At 73.6% G+C, this 19826-nt stretch carries 14 protein-coding genes; 8 read left to right on the top strand and 6 right to left on the bottom strand.

Going from position 1 to position 19826, the window contains the following annotated elements; all coding sequences use genetic code 11:
• Nucleotides 1-11: 11 nt before the first annotated feature.
• Nucleotides 12-1880, bottom strand: coding sequence for a hypothetical protein (locus AMK25_RS21340; protein WP_198937641.1), 1869 nt, complete (start codon nt 1878-1880; stop codon nt 12-14).
• A 93-nt stretch (nt 1881-1973) separates the two neighbouring features.
• Between AMK25_RS21340 and AMK25_RS21335 the strand changes: the two genes are divergently transcribed.
• Both AMK25_RS21335 and AMK25_RS21330 read left to right on the top strand, forming a co-directional pair.
• Complete coding sequence (locus tag AMK25_RS21335) at nt 1974-3215, top strand: outer membrane protein assembly factor BamB family protein (RefSeq protein WP_073830480.1); 1242 nt, start codon at nt 1974-1976, stop codon at nt 3213-3215.
• Nucleotides 3212-4504, top strand: a complete 1293-nt coding sequence (locus AMK25_RS21330) for an outer membrane protein assembly factor BamB family protein (RefSeq protein ID WP_073830168.1) — start codon at nt 3212-3214, stop codon at nt 4502-4504. The genes AMK25_RS21335 and AMK25_RS21330 overlap by 4 nt, the downstream gene beginning before the upstream one ends.
• Here the strand turns inward: AMK25_RS21330 and AMK25_RS21325 are convergent, their stop codons facing one another.
• Nucleotides 4505-5770 carry a peptidase C39 family protein gene (locus tag AMK25_RS21325; RefSeq protein WP_241826437.1) on the bottom strand — a complete coding sequence of 422 codons (1266 nt, stop codon included), beginning with the start codon at nt 5768-5770 and terminating at the stop codon, nt 4505-4507.
• Between the two features lie 513 nt (nt 5771-6283).
• On the opposite strand from AMK25_RS21325, the gene AMK25_RS21320 reads away from it, so the two are divergent.
• From AMK25_RS21320 to AMK25_RS21305, 4 genes are all read left to right on the top strand, one after another.
• Entirely contained in the window at nt 6284-6949 is a 666-nt protein-coding gene (locus AMK25_RS21320) for a response regulator transcription factor (protein WP_073830166.1), read from the top strand.
• 2 nt (nt 6950-6951) lie between these two features.
• The gene (locus AMK25_RS21315) at nt 6952-8109 is read left to right on the top strand and encodes a sensor histidine kinase (RefSeq protein WP_176722869.1); all 1158 of its coding nucleotides are present in this window, start codon (nt 6952-6954) and stop codon (nt 8107-8109) included.
• Between the two features lie 204 nt (nt 8110-8313).
• A complete protein-coding gene (locus tag AMK25_RS21310; protein ID WP_073830165.1) occupies nt 8314-10860 on the top strand; it encodes a malectin domain-containing carbohydrate-binding protein in 2547 nt (848 codons plus the stop codon).
• A 246-nt stretch (nt 10861-11106) separates the two neighbouring features.
• The gene (locus tag AMK25_RS21305) at nt 11107-11493 is read left to right on the top strand and encodes a VOC family protein (protein WP_073830164.1); all 387 of its coding nucleotides are present in this window, start codon (nt 11107-11109) and stop codon (nt 11491-11493) included.
• A gap of 56 nt (nt 11494-11549) precedes the next feature.
• On the opposite strand, the gene AMK25_RS21300 is transcribed toward AMK25_RS21305, so the two are convergent.
• From AMK25_RS21300 to AMK25_RS21285, 4 genes are all read right to left on the bottom strand, one after another.
• Entirely contained in the window at nt 11550-12293 is a 744-nt protein-coding gene (locus AMK25_RS21300) for a hypothetical protein (protein ID WP_073830163.1), read from the bottom strand.
• Between the two features lie 184 nt (nt 12294-12477).
• Nucleotides 12478-14544: a 3-hydroxyacyl-CoA dehydrogenase NAD-binding domain-containing protein gene (locus tag AMK25_RS21295; protein ID WP_073830162.1), complete on the bottom strand. Its 2067-nt coding sequence runs from the start codon at nt 14542-14544 to the stop codon at nt 12478-12480.
• Complete coding sequence (locus tag AMK25_RS21290; RefSeq protein ID WP_073830161.1) at nt 14541-15734, bottom strand: thiolase family protein; 1194 nt, start codon at nt 15732-15734, stop codon at nt 14541-14543. Before AMK25_RS21290 ends, AMK25_RS21295 begins: the two co-directional genes overlap by 4 nt.
• A 101-nt stretch (nt 15735-15835) precedes the next feature.
• Nucleotides 15836-17158: a ribonuclease D gene (locus AMK25_RS21285; RefSeq protein ID WP_073830160.1), complete on the bottom strand. Its 1323-nt coding sequence runs from the start codon at nt 17156-17158 to the stop codon at nt 15836-15838.
• Between the two features lie 234 nt (nt 17159-17392).
• Here AMK25_RS21285 and AMK25_RS21280 point away from each other — a divergent pair, with 234 nt between their 5' ends.
• Together AMK25_RS21280 and AMK25_RS21275 are read left to right on the top strand one after the other, a co-directional pair.
• Nucleotides 17393-18865 (top strand): trypsin-like peptidase domain-containing protein, encoded by a 1473-nt coding sequence (locus tag AMK25_RS21280; protein WP_073830159.1) that lies wholly within the window; start codon nt 17393-17395, stop codon nt 18863-18865.
• A 92-nt stretch (nt 18866-18957) separates the two neighbouring features.
• Nucleotides 18958-19761: a hypothetical protein gene (locus AMK25_RS21275; protein WP_073830158.1), complete on the top strand. Its 804-nt coding sequence runs from the start codon at nt 18958-18960 to the stop codon at nt 19759-19761.
• Nucleotides 19762-19826 lie beyond the last annotated feature (65 nt).

Genomic DNA, 19826 nt, shown 5'->3' with positions numbered 1-19826 from the left:
GGCACGCCGCCTCAGACCCGGTCGCGCACGTCCCAGAGCCACACGTCGTCCACCCGCTGCGGCGGGCCGAGCAGCTCGGCCATCAGGTCGCGCAGCACCGCCTCGCGCGGCCCGGACCCGAGCACCACCACCGACGCCCGCCAGAAGCGCAGGTCGTCCACGGCCTGGCGACGGTTCTCCTCGGTGATCTCCGGCACGACGTTCTTGTCCATCGTGGAGTAGATGAGCGTGCTGGTGGGGCGGTTCGGCGCGCCGAAGACGCCCTCGCCGCGCTCGTTCGGGCCGATGAAGTAGCCACCCGGGATCGGGAACTCGTGCCCGGTCAGCGCGCTCCAGCGCAGCGTGTGCAGCCCGTGCACGTTGCTCGGGATCGGCACCGGCACCAGCGTGCGGCCCTCCGGCACGTACGGCCGCCAGCCACCGGCGGTGATGAAACGCGGCGGCGGGTCGATGTCCTGCGCCGGCAGCGGGCGCGGGATCAGCGGCACCAGGGCGGCCACGATCGCGGCGTACCCGGCCAGCCGCAGCACCCGGCGGCGCGTGTCGCGCGCGGCCGTCCCGTCGCCGTCGTCGTCCGTGCTGTCGTCGGCGGCGGCGCGGGGGGCGGGCACCGGCGGACGGCCGGCGCCGGCCAGCGTGTCCCACGCCAGGGCGAGCAGCACTCCCACGGCGGCCACCACGATCAGGCTCAACCGGGTCGGCATCATCATCTCGACCAGCGGCAGGTCGTCCGGGATGTAGGCCCACGGACCGTCGATGTCGGTCTCCGCGCCGTTGAACCGCACCACCGGGCCGATCGAGGCGATCGTGAAGACGACCACCAGCACGGCCAGGATCCGGGCCGCCACCGACCGGCGGACCAGCAGCACCAGCGCGCCCAGCGCCACCAGCACCAGCGGCCAGCCGAACCAGGTGTTCTGCTCGGTCAGCCCGATGGTCTTCTCCACCGCCTCGTCACCGGCGATCGTGTCCCGGGCGAACGTGACGAAGGCCACCAGGTCCTCGCCCCAGTTGTGGAAGACGCCACCCTGCAACCCCCGGTAGGACTGCGGCCCGTTGAACTGGAACCAGATCGGGTACGCGGTCAGCAGCAGCGCCAGCCCGCCGCCGAGGCCGAGCGCGGCGAGGAACGACCCGGCCCGCTCGCGGGCCGCGCGGGGCCGCTGCACCGCGTACGCCACCACGACGACCAAACAGGCCAGCGCGGTGAGCAGCAGCATCTCCTCGTTGATGAAGACCTGGTACGCCACCAGCAGCCCGAGCGCCAGCCCGTTGCGCCGCCACCGTCCCGGCTCGCCCAGCCGCAGCACCCGCGCCACGATCAGCGGCAGCAGGAAGTTCGACACGAAGTTGGGCTGTCCGTTGGCGTGATGGACGATGCCCGGTGCGAAGCCGAGGAACGCGCCACCGGCGAACGCGGCGGCCCGCGACCGGACCAGGTGCCGCGACAGCACCCAGTACGACGTGGCGGCGGTCGCGGACAGCGCCGCGCCCAGGTAGAGCGCGTACATCACCTGCGGGCCGAGCAGCAGCGTCAGCGGCGCAAGCGGCAGCGTCACCCCGAGCAGCGAGGTGTTCGCCATCATGTTCACCCCGTCCGGCGCGTTCTGCCGGGTGGTGAACAGCGGGTTCTCCAGGTGCTGCACCGAGTACGCGCCGTGCGCGAACAGCCACTCGAACCAGCTGTGGTCGGTAGGCAGGTGCGAGGAGACCCGGTGCTCCACGTCGCCCCAGTAGTTGAGGCAGACGAGAACGCCGAGCAGCACATAGGCTCCGATGGCCAGCAGATCGGCGCGGGCCGGCCGGCGACGGGCACGGCGCGGCGGATCGGCCACGACGGCGTCCGCCTCGACGGACGAGGGGTTCAACGAGGGGTCCACCACGGGCACGGCCACGACGCGCCATCGTACAGGCGGATTGTGGCAATGCCGGTCACGGCCGGACGGCGGCCCGGCGCGCGGGAGAGGATGGTCGTGACCGTCATCGATCTGGGGGAGTTGCGTCACGACGCTCCGCCCCCGGCGACCCCCCGCCCGCCGCGCAGCGTCGGCCGGCCGGCCCGCACCCTGGCGCTCCTGCTGCTGGCGCTGCTCACGCTCACCGCCGCCGCGCCGCCGCGCGGCCCGGCGGAGTGGACGCTGCCCGGCGGCCTGGGCTCGGCCGTGTTCGTCTCCGGCGACGTGGTGTACGTGGTGCGGCCGAACCGCGGTGACGGGCGGGAGATCGTCGCCTACCGCGAAGGACGGGAACTGTGGCGCAGTCCGCTGCCCGGCATCGGCACCGCCGTGTCGGTGTGGGAGCAGGACGGCCGGGTGATGGTGGCCGGCCCGGCCGGCAACGACGAGGACTGGGAGACGGTGACGTACGACGCGGCCACCGGCGCTGACGTCTGGCGCCGGCGCGGCGTCGCGTTCGCGATCGGCCGGGTGCTGCTGTCGCAGTCCGCCGCGTCCGATCCCAGCCCGTCGATCACCCGGGTCGACCCGGCCGACGGAAGTACGATGTGGACGCTGCCCTCGACGGGCATGCTGGGGTTCGATTACGGCTCCGGGACGGAACGCATGGTGTTGTCCCCGGTGACCGGGCAGACGGTGGTCGTGGACGCGCGCACCGGCGCGCGGGTCGCGGCCCGGGACCTGCACCCGGTGCGACCGCCCGCCCCGCGCCACGTGCTGACAGTGGCCGGGCTGCTGCTGGAGATCCGCGACGCCGGCGGGATCATCGAGGCGTACGACCTGGACACGCTGCGACCGCGCTGGACCGCCGAACAGGAGCTCGTCGACTACGTCGACAGCTGCGGCGCCCTGCTCTGTGTCGCCCGGCCGGGCGACGGGATGACAGCGCTCGACCCGGCGACCGGCGTCGTGCGCTGGAGCGTGGACCGGTGGGCGGGCGTCGTGGCGGCGCGCGACGACCGGCTGCTCGTCGGCGACACCGCCCCCGGCACCGGCGGCCTGGCGGTGCTCGGCCAGACCGACGGGCACCTGATCGCCGAGCTGGGCGGCTGGACCCTGGCCCCGCAGCACGAGTCCGGCGGCCCGCTGCTGGCCACCCGGCCGCTGGGCGGCGGCCGGCAACTCCTGGCCGAGATGGACCTGTCCGGCGACCCGCCCTCGATCAGGGGAGTGATCACCGGCACCGACTGCACGACCGGCGCGACGCTGCTGGTCTGCCGCAGGCCCGGCGGCGACCTCCTGGTGCGGCGGCTGCCGTGAGCCCGGTGATCGAACTGGGGGAGATGCGGCACGGCGAGTCCGCCGACGAGCCGGCCCCCGCGCCGCCCCGCCGGCCGCCCGGCCCGGCGGCCCGGGTGGCGCTGCTCGGCGTACTGGTGCTGCTCGTGGTGACGGCCGCCGCCGGGCCGCCGCGCCGGCCCGTGCCGATCCGGATTCCCGCCCCGCAGGGCGCGGCGTTCGTGGTCCAGCCGGACCGGGTGGTGGTGGCCGACGGCCCGGGCGCGACCGGCCGCGGCGGGCGGGTGGTCGCCGCGTACCGGCTGCCCGGCGGGGAACCGGCGTGGCGGTTCGCGCTGACCGACGGCGACCACGTGCTCGGCCTCACCATCGTGGCCGGGGGACTGCTGGTGACGAGCAGCCCGGCCGGGGACGGCGACTCGGTGTCGGCGATGCTCGACCCGGCGACCGGCACGCTGCGCTGGCGGCATCCCGGCTACCCGGTCCCGACCGCCTCCGGCGGCCTGCTGCTGGAGAACCCCCGCCCGCCCGGCGCGGGCACCGTGCGGGCCGTGGACCCGGCCTCCGGCGCGGTGCGATGGACGCTGCCCGTACCGGGCCAGGAGGTGGGGTACCGCCGCGACGACCACGGTGTGACGCAGCTCGTGCTGGTCACCCCGCAGGGCCGGGTGACCGTGTACGACGCGGACTCCGGCGCGGTCGCGCACACCGGCCGGGTGGCGCCCGCGGCCGGCCGCGCCGCCTACCGGTACGCCCAGGTGGTGGCCGATCTCCTGCTGGTCGAGGACGCCCGGGGCTCGGTCACCGGGTACGGGCTGGACCGGCTCGAGGAACGGTGGAGTCTGCCCGTCGGCTCCCGCGCCGGGCTCTGGTTCGCCGACTGCGCCGGGATGGTGTGCCTGCGCAACCAGGTGGGCGGCGCGCAGGCCCTCGACCCGGCCACCGGCCGCCCGGCCTGGACCGACGAGCGGTGGCTCGGGATGGGACCGGTCGGCGACCGGCTGATCGCCGCCGAGCGCGGGGTCGGGGAGGAACTGGAACTGTCGGCGCTGGACCCGCCGAGCGGCCGGGTGCTGGCCCGGCTGGGCCGCTGGCGCGTCTCCGGCAACGACCTCCCGTCCGGGCCGCTGCTCGGGCTGCGCACGCTCACCGAGAACCGGACGCTCGTCGGCGCGCTGGACGTGGCGGCCGGGCAGGTGCGGATCCGGGGGATCCTGCCCGGCGCCTGGTCCGAGTGCGCGGACACGGGTACGCAGCTGGTGTGCCTGCGTCCGACCGGTGGCATGGCGATCTGGCCGGCCGGCCGCTGATCACCAGTTGGCCTGCGCCGGTGGCGGCGGCAGTGGCGTCGACTCGGGGCGAAGCACGTACGCGATGCCGCCGCTGCCCGCCTGCCAGGCGTGCTCGAACGGCGCGCGCGGCACGGTGCGGCGGACCCGCTCGTCGTCCGGCGCGTACGGATCGTTGAGCACCGGGTCGCCGTCGGCGGTGAAGCCGGCCAGCACGACGAGGTGCCCCCGGGTGTCGTAGTCCAGCCCCGGCACCTGCCCGGCGGTGAACGCGGCCGAGACGATCAGCGGGATGCCGGCGGCCACGAACAGTTCCGCCTCGGCCAGCGAGCGCAGCCGGGTGACGAACGCGTCCACCCCGTGCGTCGCCGCGTACGCGGTGTTGAACGGCCAGTTGCCCGCCCCCGCGTACGCGTGGTCGTAGCAGTGCCGGGCGGCGTGCACCACGCGCGGACGCGGGCCGGGCGGCGTCACCCAGGCGTACCGGTCCGGGGTGGGCCCCGCGCCCCAGAAGTCGAGCACCATCGACACGCAGGTGGGACTGCACCAGGAGTCACCGCCACCGCCCCAGCGCGTCTCCCCGGTGGCGTGCAGCCGCTGCGCGTACCGCGGCACGTCCAGCACCCGCCCTCGCGCCCCGCCCGGCAGGGCTGAACCCATGTCGGCGTAGGGCGGGTCGGTGGAGGCGACCACGCCGACCGTGCGCAGCACCGGACCGTCCGCCACGTCGAGGCGACGCAGCAGCGTCACCCGCACCTGCCAGCCGGTCACCGTCGCGCCGGTCACCCGCAGCGTGTCGGCGGCCACCCGCGCCCGGTCGTCCTCCTGCCCGGGTACGGACGCCCGGTGCACCGCGCTGTCGTCGGCGGCCCAGATGCCCAGCTCGTACCAGCCGGTGGAAGCCGCGTCGCCGGCCCAGCCGCGCAGCTGCACACGCAGCCAGCAGCCGGGCGGGGTGTGCGCGGTCCAGGAGGGCACCAGTTCGGCGGCGGCGAAGCCGAGCGGCGTCACCGGGGACGTCCAGCTCCCGGCGGCGTACTCGGCGGTGGTCCCGGAGTGCGGGTCGGTGTGGGTCAGGCTGCCGGGCGTGCCGTCGAGCGCCAGCCCGTCCGGCCCGGCGGTGAGCCCGTCGGCGCGGCCCACGTTCCGGTCCGCCGGAAAGCGGAAACGGCGGTACGCGATGTCGCGGCCGGGCATCAGGATGCCGCCCGGCGTGGACCGGGTCCGGGGACCGTGCGGTTGTCGATCATTGCCGCCGAGCATCGCGTACCCGAAGGTTTTGTGCAACGGCGGCGGGTGCCGGCGGACCCGGGCGCCGCGCCGGGTTGCCACCCACGGCGGCCGCGGCGGGGGGTGTGTCGACCCGACGGCCCGCCTGATGCGTCTCGCTGTCACCGAAGGTAACTGTGCGCAAGCTCGCGGGGCCCACCCCGGGGCGACTTTGCTCTGCAGCCACCGACGCATCAGTGACTCGCGGCAACGTCTGCGTATCTGGCTGCAGAGCAAAGTCGACGGAAGGGCATCGGCGGCCCCGGCGGCTGATTTGGCGTCTTTGCGGTTCAGGGACTTGTGGCTCGACAGTCGCTTCGTTTGAAGGGGCGAGCGTCAGTAACAGTGCGTGACTCAGCGCCGCATCGGTGCCAATGTGACGGAGCGTCACGAGGATCGGCGCAAGTGGGGCAGGGAGACCTGGCGGGCCGCGGGTGGAGCAGCCGCCTGCGCCGCCGGGCCGGCTCCTCCGGCGACACCCCTTGGCCGGCGGCACTAGGTTGTCAGAGGTCACGAGGCGGGAGGGCCGGGATGCGGGTACTGGTGGTCGAGGACGAGCGCAACCTCGCCGACGCGATCGCGCGTGGGCTGCGCAAGCGCGGGATGGCGGTGGACGTCGCCTACGACGGCGACGCGGGCCACGAGGCGGCGTTCGTCACCCGGTACGACGTGGTGATCCTGGACCGGGACCTGCCGGGCGTGCACGGCGACCGGATCTGCGCCGACCTGGCTGCCTCCGGCACGCTGACGCGGGTGCTGATGCTCACCGCGAGCGGCACCGTCGCCGACCGCGTGGAGGGGCTGCAGCTCGGCGCCGACGACTACCTGGCGAAGCCGTTCGCGTTCGACGAGCTGGTGGCGCGGGTGCAGGCGCTGGGTCGCCGGGCCACCCCGGCCGCGCCTCCGGTGCTGGAGGTGGCCGACCTGGTGCTCGACCCGGCCCGGCGGGTGGTCAGCCGTGGTGGTGTGCCGCTCGACCTCACCAACAAGGAGTTCGGCGTGCTCGCCGAACTACTCAAGGCACGCGGCGCGGTGGTGTCCAGCGAGGAGTTGCTGGAACGGGTCTGGGACGCCAACACCGACCCGTTCACGACGATCGTCCGGGTCACCGTGATGACGCTGCGCAAGAAGCTGGGCGATCCGCCGCTCATCGACACGGTGGTCGGGGCGGGCTACCGGATCGGCCGCACGCAGTGAGCGTGGGCACCCGGCGGGTGCGGCCGACGCTGCGGCTGCGGCTGACCCTGCTCAACGGCGTCCTGCTGGTCGGAGCCGGGGCGATCCTGGTGCTGCTGGCCTGGCTGCTGGTCCGCGACGCGCTGCGCCCCACCGACGAGCTGCTGCCCGGCACCACAGTGGTGCTCACCGACGGCCGCACCCTCGACGCCGGGCAGTGGCAGCGGCAACTGGTCGACGCGGCGTCACAGGAACTGCTGGTCAAGGGACTGCTCGCGCTCGTGGCGATCAGCGTCGTCGGGGTGGCCGGGGCGTACCTGGTGGCCGGCCGGGCGCTGCGCCCGCTGCACCAGGTGACCGCCACCGCGCGCCGGCTCGGCGAGGCCACGCTCGACGAGCGGATCGGCTGGTCCGGCGCCGACGACGAGGTGGCCGAGCTGGCCGAGACGTTCGACGCGATGCTGGACCGGATCAGCGGCGCGTTCGAGGCGCAGAAACGGTTCGTCGCGAACGCCTCGCACGAGCTGCGCACGCCGCTCGCGGTGATGCGTACCGAAATCGACGTGACGCTGAGCGACGACGACGCCGACCTCGCCGAGTACCGCCGCATGGCCGGGGTGGTACGGGACGCCTCGGAGCGGGCCAACGGCCTGGTCGACGCGCTGCTGGTGCTGGCCCGCAGCGAGGCCCAGACCGGCCGGCGGCTGGCCCGGCGCGCGGAGTCGGACCTCGCCGTCGGCACCGCCAACGCGCTCTCCGCGGTGTCCCGGGAGGTCGAGCGGATCGGCCTGAAGGTGCACACGTCGCTGCGTCCGGCGCCGGTGGTCGGTGACCCGGGGCTGCTCGACCGGCTGGCCGGCAACCTGGTGGAGAACGCGGTCCGCTACAACCACCTGCACGGGCGGATCTGGGTGCGCACCGGCACCGACGGACAGCGGTCCTGGCTGGTGGTGGGGAACACCGGCTTCGAGGTCGCCCCGGCCGACGTACCCGGGTTGTTCGAGCCGTTCCGGCGCGGCGGCCAGGAACGCACCGGTGCTCGCGGCTCCGGGCTCGGCCTGTCGATCGTGCGGGCCGTCTGCGACGCGCACGGCGGCACGGTCAAGGCGGTCGCCCAGCCCGGCGGCGGCCTGGAGGTGACCGTCACGCTTCCGTCGGCCGACCCGCCCGCGGCCACCTGACCGCCCATCCCGACCTGCCCGGCCGGTGAGACGACCTCATCTTTTCGTGCGGACGGCCTCGGCTGTCCTGGCCGGACCCGGCGGTGGTCGGCCCCGACGGCCCGGTGACCGGGCAGAATGCGCCGCTCACGCTGGACCCGGGGCGGTGATCAACGGAGAGTAAGCGCAGCGACGCCTCACCCTGCTCACCCACCGGAGCTGCCAGTGACCCACCTCTCGGCCCCGCGCCGCCGCCGTCTTCTCGCGGTCCTCACCGCCGGCGCCCTCACCGTCGTCGGCCTCTCTCCGGCCACGCCCGCGGCCGCCGCCGCGCCCGGCCACGACAAAGTGGTCCACACCGTCCCGTCCACCGCCTCGCCCGACGTCCAGGACGGCTCGGTCGACGCGATCCACGACGCCGGTACGAAGATCATCGCGGGCGGCTCCTTCACCCGCGTGCAGAACCGCAACTCCGACGTCGACATCGCCCGCGACTATCTGCTCGCGTTCGACAAGGCCACCGGCGCGGTGGACACCGCGTTCGCGCCCACGCTCGACAACGAGGTGACAGCGGTCACGGCCGGGCCCACGGCGAACACGGTCTTCGTCGCCGGCAAGTTCAACACCGTCAACGGCGTGACCCGGCGCAAGGTGGCCCTGCTCGACGTCAACACCGGGGCGGTCGTCACCAGCTTCGCGCCGCCCGCGTTCAACGGGCTCATCAAGGACATCGCCCTGGTCGGCAACCGGCTGCTGGTCGGCGGCATCTTCACCACGGCCGGCAACCCCAACCCCCGCGGCGGGCTGGCCTCGCTCAACGCCACCACCGGCGCGGTGGACAGCTACCTCACCACCACGCTGACCGAGAACCACAACTGGGACGGCGTCAGCGGTGCCAAGGCCGGCGTCGGCGCGGAGAAGCTCGCCGTCTCCCCGGACGGCACGCAGCTCGTCGTCATCGGCAACTTCAAGAAGGCCGACGGGGTGCTGCACGACCAGATCGTCAAGATCGACCTGGGTGCCACCGCCGCTACCGTCGCGGACTGGAACACGGCCCGCTACACGCCGCGCTGCAAGTGGCAGTCGTTCGACTCGTACGTCCGTGACGTCGCGTTCTCCCCGGACAACAGCTACTTCGTCGTGGTGACCACCGGCGCCCCGTACAGCGGAACGCTCTGCGACACCGCGGCCCGCTGGGAGGCCGGCGCGACCGGCGCCAACCTCCAGCCGACCTGGGTCGACTACAGCGGCGGCGACACGTTCCTGTCCGTCGGCATCAGCGAAGAGGCGGTCTACGTCGGCGGCCACCTCCGCTGGCTCAACAACACCACCGGCACCGACAACGCCCGGGCCGGCGCGGTCGGCCGGGCCAGCATCGCCGCGCTCGACCCGGCCAACGGCCTGCCGCTGTCCTGGAACCCCGGCCGCCACCCGCGCGGCATCGGCGCCTCCGAGATGCTCGTCACGCCGACCGGGCTCTGGATCGGCGGCGACACGCTGTGGATCGGCAACTTCCAGTACCGCCGGGAGCGGATCGCGTTCTTCCCGCTGGCCGGTGGGAAGGCGGTGCACCCCACCACCACGGCCACCCTGCCCGGCAACGTCTACCAGGCGGGCCTGCCGCAGCCGACGAACGTGCTGTACCGGGTGAACGCCGGCGGCTCGTCCGTCGCCGCCACCGACGGCGGGCCGGACTGGGCTGCCGACACCAGCTCCAGCCCCAGCCCGTACCACAACACCGGCAGCAGCGTCTCCAGCTACACCACCGCCGCGAGCCTGGACTCGACGGTGCCGGCCGGCACCCCGGTCGAGCTCTACAACCACGAGCGGTACGACCCGTCCGGCGGTGCGGAGATGACCTGGCAGTTCCCGGTGCCCAACGGCACCGAGGTACACGTGCGGCTGTACATGGCCAACCGGTACGCGGGCACCGCCAACGCCGGCACGCGGATCTTCGACGTGGCGCTGGAGGGCGCTGTCGTCCTCGACGACCTCGACCTGTCCGCCGCCGCCGGGCACAACGTGGGCACTATGCGGGAGCTCACGGTGGTCAGCGACGGCTCGATCGACCTGGAGTTCCGCCACGTGCGGGAGAACCCGCTGGTCAACGCGGTCGAGATCGTCAAGACCGGGCCCCCGCCCGCTCCGGCCAGCTCGCCGGTGCAGGTGCGGTCGTACGACGGGCAGAGCGCGGTCGGCGCACCCGACCCGGTGACCGACCCGAACGGCACCGTCTGGGCGGGCGCGCGCAACGCGTTCTGGGTCGGCGGGACGGTGTTCTACGGCGCCGACGGCGCGCTGTGGCGGCGCACGTTCAACGGCACCACGTTCGGCGCGCCGGAACTGGTGGATCCGTACCACGACGCCTACTGGGACACCGTGGTGACCAACTCCGGTCCGACCGGGCAGACGTACGTCGGCGCGACCACCGGCTTCTACGCCGAGATCCCGAACGTGACCGGCATGTTCTTCTCCGGCGGGCGGCTCTACTACACGCTCAACGGGCAGAACGGCCTGTTCTGGCGCTGGTTCACCCCGGACAGCGGCGTGGTCGGCGCCGACCGGTTCACGGTGGCCGGGGCGAGCGGGTTCGCCGACGCTGGAGCGGTCTTCGTCTCCGGCAGCACGCTCTACAAGGTCAACCGCAACACCGGTGACCTGGCCGCCACCGACTGGGTGAACGGCGTGCCGGCCGCGACGTTCACCGTGCGCAGCGGCCCGGCGGTCGACGGCGTCGACTGGCGCGCGAGGGCCGTGTTCGTCGGCCCGTAAGGAAGGGCACCTTCTTAACGCCTCCGGTAAAGGAAGGGCCCCTTGTTAACACCTCGCTGTTAACAAGGGGCCCTTCCTTGCATGAGCGGGGTTGTGCGCGCCGGAGGGCGGTGGAATGATCAACCGGTCAGCTCGATGAGGTGGAAGGGGGTGTGGTCGATGTCTTTCGTGAACCGTCCCGCGCCCCGCGTTCCCCGCTGACGTCCTGACTCCGCCGGGGCGCGCTCCCCACAGGAGGAAGCACCGATGAGTGCACAGTTCCATTGTGTGACAGTCGAGTCCGACGACCCGTACACCCTTGCCGGATGGTGGGCCCGCGTGCTCGACCGGCAGCTCGCCGACGACGACCACCCGGACGACCCGGAGGCGGTCCTCGCCGCGCCCGCCGGCGACGGCCCCGACCTGCTGTTCGTCCGGGTGGGTGAGCGGCACGGCAAGGGCGCGTTCCACATCGACCTGCACGCGGCCGAGGGCACCCGGGACGAGGAGGTGGCGCGGCTGCGTGACCTCGGCGCCACGCTGGTGGCCGACCGGCGCCGGCCGGACGGGAGCGGCTGGGTGGTGCTGGCCGACCCCGAGGGCAACGAGTTCTGCGTCTGCCGGAGCTGGGCCGAACGGGCCGCGTCCGCCTGATCCGGAAACGACACCGGGCCCCCGCCGCGACGGCGGGGGCCCGGTGCGTAGCGGTGTCAGCCCTGCTTCTCGATCTCGCCGCGCATGGAGACGAACTCCTTCTGGAGCTCGGCCGCGGACTTGAAGTAGACGACCACCATGCCGAGGCTGCCCCGGTCGGCCCAGATGCAGACGGCCACCTGCTCACCCGAGGCCTTGCCGTCGGAGCACTTGGCGTCGCCGCCCAGCGGACCGGGGTCGACCGTCTTGAAGTCCTTGGTGGCCAGATCCGGGGTGACCGCCGCGGTGGCGTCGTCCAGTTCCTTCTTCGGGTCGGCCATGACGCCGGACACGGCGACGATCATGACCAGGTCCTTCTTCGCCGGGTCGCCGTAGAAGGCGCCGGCGGTGCTCGTCGCCTCCGGCACGTCCTTGCTGAGCGAGACCTTCATCTGCGTCGCGGCGCTCTGCAGCTGCGGGTCGGTGACCTTCGGCCGGCCGCCGAGCGTCTGCGGCTCGACCACCCGGGTCTTGGTGGCGGTGACCACCTCGCCGACAGTGTCCTTGGTGGCGATCCAGGTGACGATGCCGCCACCGACGCAGAGCACCAGGACCACCGCGAGGACGATCAGCAGGATCTTGCCGACGCCGGACTTCTTCGGCGGGACCGGCGCGCCGAACTGGTTGCCGTACTGCGGCTGCTGCGGAGCCTGCGGGTAGCCACCGCCGTACTGCGGCTGCTGGGGCGGCTGGAAGCCGCCGGGCTGGTGCTGGGGCGGCGGGTAGTGGCCGGGGTAGGGATTGGACGGCGGCTGGGACATGTGGGCAGCTCCTGTGAGAAAACTGAAGGCGTGATCGTAGCCAGGAGCACCGACATGCCGCTGTCCGTAAAAGGCCGGTGTGACGAAACCGCGTCCGACCCGTGACCTGCCCCGCGAACGCCGATCGCGGTGGCCGGGCCGTCCGTCTCGGACAGCCCGACCACCGCGATCGATGCGGAATCGGTCAGCGCAGGCTGGCCACGCCGCGTGGCAGGAACCGCTTGCCGGTCACCCGCTCGGAGGTGCCGGTCCGGTCCAGGTACGGCGTCACGCCGCCCAGGTGGAACGGCCAGCCGGCGCCGAGGATCATGCACAGGTCGATGTCCTGCGCCTCGGCGACGACGCCCTCGTCGAGCATGAGCCGGATCTCCTGCGCCAGCGCGTCCAGCGCGTTCTGCCGGACCTGCTCGCCGGTGAGCGGCTCGTCGCCGACCACCAGCAGCTTCGCCACCTCGTCGTTGATCTGGTCGTCGACCACGATCGGCTGGCCCGAGTCGGCGATCCGCTTGAGGTTCTCGCTGACCCCGAACCGGTCCGGGAACGCCTCGTGCAGGGTGCCGCCGACGTGGTACGCCACGGCCGGGCCGACGAGCTGCAGCAGCGCCAGCGGACGCATCGGCAGGCCCAGCGGGTCCAGCGCGCTGTTCGCCACGTCCAGCGGGGTGCCCTGGTCGACGGCCGCGAACACGGTGCCGAGGAAGCGGGTCAGCAGCCGGTTCACCACGAACGCCGGGGCGTCCTTCACCAGCACCGACGACTTCTTGAGCTGCTTGCCGACAGCGAACGCGGTGGCCAGCGTGGCGTCGTCGGTCCGCTCGCCGCGGACGATCTCCAGCAGCGGCAGCACCGCGACCGGGTTGAAGAAGTGGAAGCCGACCACCCGCTCCGGGTGCTCCAGCTCGGCGGCCATCTCGGTGATGGACAGCGAGCTGGTGTTGGTGGCGAGCACCGCCTCCGGCTTGACGATCTTCTCCAGCTCGGCCCAGACCTGCTTCTTGACGCCCAGGTCCTCGAACACGGCCTCGATGACGAAGTCGGCGTCGGCGAACACGGACTTGTCGACCGAGCCGCTGACCAGGCCGTACAGCTTGGCGGCGGTGCCCTTGTCCATCCGGCCCTTGCTGACGGCCTTCTCGATCTGGGTGTGCACGTAGCCGACACCCTTGTCCACCCGGGACTGGTCCAGGTCGGTCATGACGACCGGCACCTGCAGCCGCCGGGCGAACAGCAGCGCGAGCTGGCTGGCCATCAGGCCGGCGCCGACGATGCCCACCTTGGTGACCGGGCGGGCCAGGCCCTTGTCCGGCGCGCCGGCCGGGCGCTTGGCCCGTCGCTGCACCAGGTCGAAGGCGTACAGGCCGCTGCGCAGTTCCTCGGAGAAGACCAGGTCCGCGAGGGCCTCGTCCTCCGCCGCGGTGCCGGTGGCGAAGTCGGCGTCCTTCGCCGTTTCCAGCAGGTCCAGCGCCTTGTACGCGGACGGGACCGCGCCGTGCAGCCGCTGGTCCAGGGTCTGCCGGGCGAAGTAGAGCACGCCCGCCCACATGTCCTTGTCGACCTCGGGACGGGTCACCGTGACCTCGCCCCGGACCACGCCGGCGGCCCACTCCAGCGACCGCTCCAGGAAGTCGGCCGGCTCCAGCAGCACGTCCGCGATGCCCATCTCGGCAGCCTGCTTCGGCTTGAGCATCTTGTTCTGCATCAGCGGGTTCTGGATGATCACCTGGGTGGCGGCCGGGATGCCGATCAGGTTCGGCAGCAGCTGCGTACCGCCCCAGCCGGGGATCAGGCCGAGCGAGACCTCGGGCAGCGCCAGGGCCGCCGCGCCCGCCGACAGCGTCCGGTAGTGGCAGTGCAGCGCCAGCTCCAGGCCGCCGCCCATCGCCGCGCCGTTGACGAACGCGAACGTGGGGACGGCGCTGTCCTTGAGCCGGGCGAAGACCCGGTGGCCGAGCCGCCCGATCTCCAGCGCCTGCTCCCGGTTCTCCAGCGCGGGCAGGCTGGTGATGTCCGCGCCCACGCAGAAGATGTACGGCTTGCCGGTGACCGCGATGAACGCCGGCTCCGCCGCGAGCGCGGCGGTGATCGCCTCGTCCAGGCTGGTCAGACCGCCCGGGCCGAAGCTGTTCGGCTTGGTGTGGTCGAAGCCGTTGTCGAGCGTGATGAGGGCGGCGGGCCGGTCCAGCCCGGGTACCGCCACCTGGCGCAGCAGCGCCTTGGTGACGACCTCGTTCGGTGCGGCGAGCGCGCTCACTTGTTGCCCTCCCAGTGCGGGTTCTCCCAGATCACGGTGCCGCCCATGCCGATGCCGATGCACATGGCGGTGAGGCCGTAGCGGACCTCGGGGTGCTCGGCGAACTGGCGGGCGAGCTGGGTCATCAGCCGGACGCCGGAGGACGCGAGCGGGTGGCCGATGGCGATCGCGCCGCCCCACTGGTTGACCCGCGGGTCGTCGTCGGCGATGCCGAAGTGGTCCAGGAAGGCGAGCACCTGCACCGCGAACGCCTCGTTCAGCTCGAACAGGCCGATGTCGTCGATGCTCAGGTCGGCGATGCGCAGCGCCTTCTCGGTCGACGGGATCGGGCCGACGCCCATCACCTCGGGCTCGACGCCGACGAAGCCGAACGACACCAGGCGCATGCCGACCGGCAGGCCCAGCTCACGGGCGGTCTCCTCGGCCACCAGCAGCGCGGCGGTGGCGCCGTCGTTCAGGCCGGCCGCGTTACCGGCGGTGACCTTGCCGTGCGGCCGGAACGGGGTCTTCAGGCTCGCCAGCTTCTCCATGGAGGTGTCGCGGGGCGCCTCGTCCACGGTGGCCAGGCCCCAGCCCGTCTCCGGGTCGCGGGTCGCCACCGGCACCAGGTCACCCTGGAGCTTGCCGTTGGCGTACGCCTTGGCGGTCTTCTGCTGCGACGCCAGCGCGAACGCGTCGGTGCGCTCCTTGGTGATGTGCGGGACGCGGTCGTGCAGGTTCTCCGCGGTGGAGCCCATCACCAGGGCGGACGGGTCGACGAGCTTCTCCGCGACGATGCGCGGGTTGGGGTCGACGCCCTCGCCCATCGGGTGGCGGCCCATGTGCTCGACGCCGCCGGCGATTGCCACGTCGTACGCGCCCATGGCGATGCCGCTGGCCACCGTGGTGACGGCGGTCATCGCGCCGGCGCACATCCGGTCGATGGCGAAGCCGGGCACGGTCTTGGGCAGGCCGGCCAGCAGGGCGGCGGTACGGCCGATGGTCAGGCCCTGGTCACCGATCTGGGTGGTGGCGGCGATCGCCACCTCCTCCACCTTCTCCGGCGGCAGTTGCGGGTTGCGGCGCATCAGCTCGCGGATGCAGCGGATCACCAGATCGTCGGCGCGGGTGTTGGCGTACATCCCACCCGCCTTGCCGAACGGGGTACGGACGCCGTCGACGAAGACGACATCCCGGACTTCACGGGGCACTTGGAGCCTCCCTCGGCACGGGCATTTCCCCGGATGCTACTCGCCAGTAACCAAACGTGGCACCACCCCTCGCGTGGCCCACCTCACACCTGCCACCGACGTTACTGCTGGGGGGTCCGCAGCGCCTCGGTAAGAGCGGGCAGCAGAAGCCCGATCTGCCACTCGCGGGCGCCGAGGGCACGCAGCGCCTCCGCCACCGTGTCGTCGGTGATCTCCGCAGGTGGCTGCCACGCCAGCCGGCGGATCGAGTCCGGCGCGATCAGGTTCTCCGCCGGCAGCCGGTGCGCCCCGGCGGTGCCGACCACCACCTCCCGGGACCGGGTCAGCCGACCCGCCGCCACCGGGTCGCGCTCGGCCCAGCGGTGCGGCGGCGGTGGTCCCTCCACCGTCGGGCTCACCGGCAGCGCGTCGTCCGGCAACTGGCGCGCATCGTCGAGCGCCGCCAGCCACGTACGCGCCAGCCGGCGCACCGAGCGCCCACCGAAACCGGGGAGCGTGAGCAGCGTCTTCTCGTCCTTCGGGTCCAGCTCGGCGGCGGCCACGATGGCCGAGTCGGGCAGCACCCGGCCCGGCGCGGCGTCCCGGCGGGCGGCGATCTGGTCGCGCGCGTACCAGAGGGAACGCACCCGGGCCTGGGCGCGCGCGCCGCGTACCCGGTGGATGCCGGAGGTGCGCCGCCACGGCTCGGCGCGCACCCGCGGCGGGCGCGCGCCGTTGCGCACGAGCGCGTCGAACTCCTCCGCGGCCCAGCCGGACTTGCCCTGCCGCTCCAGCTCCTCGTCCAGCGCGTCGCGCAGGTCCACCAGCATTTCGACGTCCAGGGCCGCGTACGTCAGCCATGACTCCGGCAGCGGCCGGCTCGACCAGTCCGCGGCGGAGTGGTGCTTCTCCAGGCTGAACCCGAGCAGCTGTTCGGTCAGCGCGGCCAGGCCGACCCGCTCGAATCCCGCCAGCCGGGCGGCCAGTTCGGTGTCGAACAGCCGGCGCGGGCGCAGGCCCAGCTCGGCCAGGCAGGCAAGGTCCTGGCTCGCCGCGTGCAGCACCCACTCGGTCTCGGCGATCGCCGCGTCGAGGGTGGACAGGTCGGGCAGCGGCAGCGGGTCGATGAGCGCGGTGCCGGCGCCGCCGCGGCGCAGCTGCACCAGGTAGGCGCGCTGGCTGTAGCGGTAGCCGGAGGCGCGTTCGGCGTCCAGGGCCACCGGGCCGGTGCCGCCCGCGAAGCGGGCCACGACCTCGTCCAACTCGGCTGGTGTGGCCACCGGGGCGGGCGTGCCCTCGCGCGGTGCGGTCAGAGGGACGGCCGCGCCCGGCTCGGTCTCGGTCCCCGCGCCCGCCGGCTCCGGCAGGGCCGACGTCGGATCGGCGGAGACCTCTCCCGTACGGCTTTCGGCGGTCCGACGGCGCAGGGGTGGTTCGTCGGTCACCTGACAACCCTAGTAGGCCGGACGATCCGGTGTGCGCAGCCGGTCCGGCGCGTGTCGGCGCGGCGGCCGCCAGGTGTCCGGAACGAACCGGGTTGCGGGGCCGTGAGAGGGTCGGACAGTGGGGGAGACAAAGCCCGTTTCCGCCGGTACGGTCCATCGAGCCGCGAGCGGCGCACGGGGCCGGGCAACAGCGGTTGGGGGCGTCGGCGAAGCCGACGGGGAGGACGGTCGAGCATGACAGGCGGGTACGGAACCGGCGACGGCGTGCCGGGGCAGGGCGGTGACCCGACGGCCGATCGGCCGGGGCCGCTGCCACCGCGCTTCGACCCGCCCGGCGGTTCGGCTCCACTGTCCGGGTCGACGGCGGGCGGTAGCGGTCCGGCGTGGAGCGGCGCCAGCTACCCGGCGTCCTCGGGTGCCAGCTACCCCGCCGCGTCGTCGGGCGCGAGCTATCCGGCGCGGGCGGCCGCGCAGCCGTCCGCCGGTTACCCGGGCCGCGCCGACGCCGCCGGGGCGTCGCCGTCGGCCGCCTACTCCGCGTCGTCGGGCGTCGCGACCCCGCCCGCGCCGTCCCAGCCGTCGTTCGGCGCGGTGCCCACCCGGCCGGGCCCGTCGTCGTTCGGCTCCGCGCCGGCCCAGCCGGCCCAGCCGCGTCAGTCCTCCTACGGCACCGCACCGGCCCAGTCCGCCGCCCCGGCCTACCCGGGTCAGGCTCCCGCCGGGTCACAGTCGTTCCCGGGCCAGCCGCCCTCGCCGTACGCGGACCGGCACTCCGGCGCCGGCTCGCCGTACCCGGGCCGGCCGGTCTCCGCGCCCGCCTATCCGGGCCAGCCGGTGTCCGCGCCGTCGTACCCCGGCCAGCCACCGGCGTACCCGGGTCAGCAGGTCTCCGGCTTCGGCGCGCCGCTCGGCCCGCCGGAGCGCGCGGCCCGGCGCAGCCGGCTCGCGGTGGTGGCGCTGACGCTGGCCGCCGTGCTGGCGGTGGTCAGCGGCGTGCAGGCGTACCAGATCTACCGGCTCGACGACCGGCTCGCCGCCGCCGACAAGCGGATGGCCGAGGGGCAGGGCGCGGACGCCAGCCGGCTCGACGGCCTGGAGCAGCGCGCGGGCAGCCTGGAGAAACAGGCCGGCGCCGCCTTCAACCCGGAGGCGGTGGCCAGCGCGGTGCTGCCGAGCGTGTTCCGGGTGCGGGCCGGGCAGTTCACCGGTACCGCGTTCGCCGTCGGCAAGGCCCCGTCCGGCGGCGGCACCACGCTGCTGACGAACTTCCACGTGGTCGAGTCGGTCTTCACCGCCGGTGAACGCAAGGTGTTCCTGGAGCGCAAGGACCAGCGGTTCGAGGCGACGATCATCGCCACCGACAAGGACAAGGATCTGGCGCAGCTGCGGACCACCGCCAAGTTCGCCGGTCTGGTCGCGGCCAGCGACCCGGTGCGGTCCGGCCAGCAGATCATCGTGGTCGGCGCTCCGCTCGGGCTGCAGGACAGCGTCACCACGGGCGTGGTCAGCGCGTTCCGCGAGGACGAGCGCGGCGGCGGCCCGGTGATCCAGTTCGACGCGCCGATCAACCCCGGCAACTCCGGCGGCCCGGTGATCAACGGGTCCAAGGAGGTCGTCGGCATCGCCACGGCCAAGGCCCGCAACGCCGAGGGCATCGGGCTGGCGGTGCCGATCAAGACCGCCTGCGACCGGTTCCGCCTCTGCTGACCGGTCGCCCACGCCGGTGTGGGCGACCGCGTCGCATCGACCCCGGCCCATCGGGCCACCCCGCGGGGGACCAGCTCATCTGGAGGAACGACATGTCCTACCCACCGGCCGGAGGCGACAACCCGCCCCCGGCGCCGGGGGGCACGGTCTACGGCAACGTGTACGGCAGCCGGCCCGCGCCCCAGCAGTACGACCCGAACCAGCCCGCGCCGACCCTGCACCAGCCCGCCGCGCCCGACGGTGCTCCCGGGTACGCCGGTTACCCGCCCGCCGCGCCGGGACAGCCGGGCTACGCGCCGGGCGCCGCTCCGGTGCCCCCGCCGATGTCGGCGCCGCCGGTCTCCGTACCGCCGGTCTCCGGCCCCGGCTACCCGCAGCCGCTGTCGGCCCCGCCGTCCTCGGTCCCGCCGGTGTCCGGCCCCGGCTACGGGCCGCCGCCGATGTCCGGGCCGCCCGGCGGCTACGGACCGGTCGGCGGCGCGCCCGCCGGCGGCGGCCGTAAGTGGGCCCCGCTGGTCCTCGGCCTCGTCGCCGCGTTGCTGTTCGTCTTCGGCGGCGTGATGACCTTCCTGTACGTCTCCACGAACGGCGAGCTGGACAAGTCCCAGCGGCTGGTCAGCCAGCGCGAGGGCACCATCTCGGCCAACCAGCAGGAGATCGAGAAGCTCAAGGGTGAGCTGAAGACGGTGCAGGAGCGGCTGTCGGACACCCAGCAGGACCTGACCGGCACCAAGAACGACCGGGACGAGCAGGCCCGGCAGAAGAAGGTCATCGCGAACTGCCTGGACAAGCTGACCACCGCCATCGCCGCGGCGTCGCGCGGCGACCGGGCCGCCTTCGAGGCGGCGAACAAGGGCCTGGACAAGGTCTGCGACGAGGCCGAGAACTACCTCTGACCGGCGTCCGCCGTGAGGCCGCCCCGCACGCGCGGGGCGGCCTTCGCGCGTCAACACAGGGGTAC

This window comes from Micromonospora sp. TSRI0369, assembly GCF_001905625.1.
In the GTDB taxonomy this organism is placed as follows: domain Bacteria; phylum Actinomycetota; class Actinomycetes; order Mycobacteriales; family Micromonosporaceae; genus Micromonospora; species Micromonospora echinospora_A.
The sequence above is the reverse complement of the archived record's forward strand: the minus strand, read 5'-3'. Positions and strand labels throughout refer to the sequence as shown.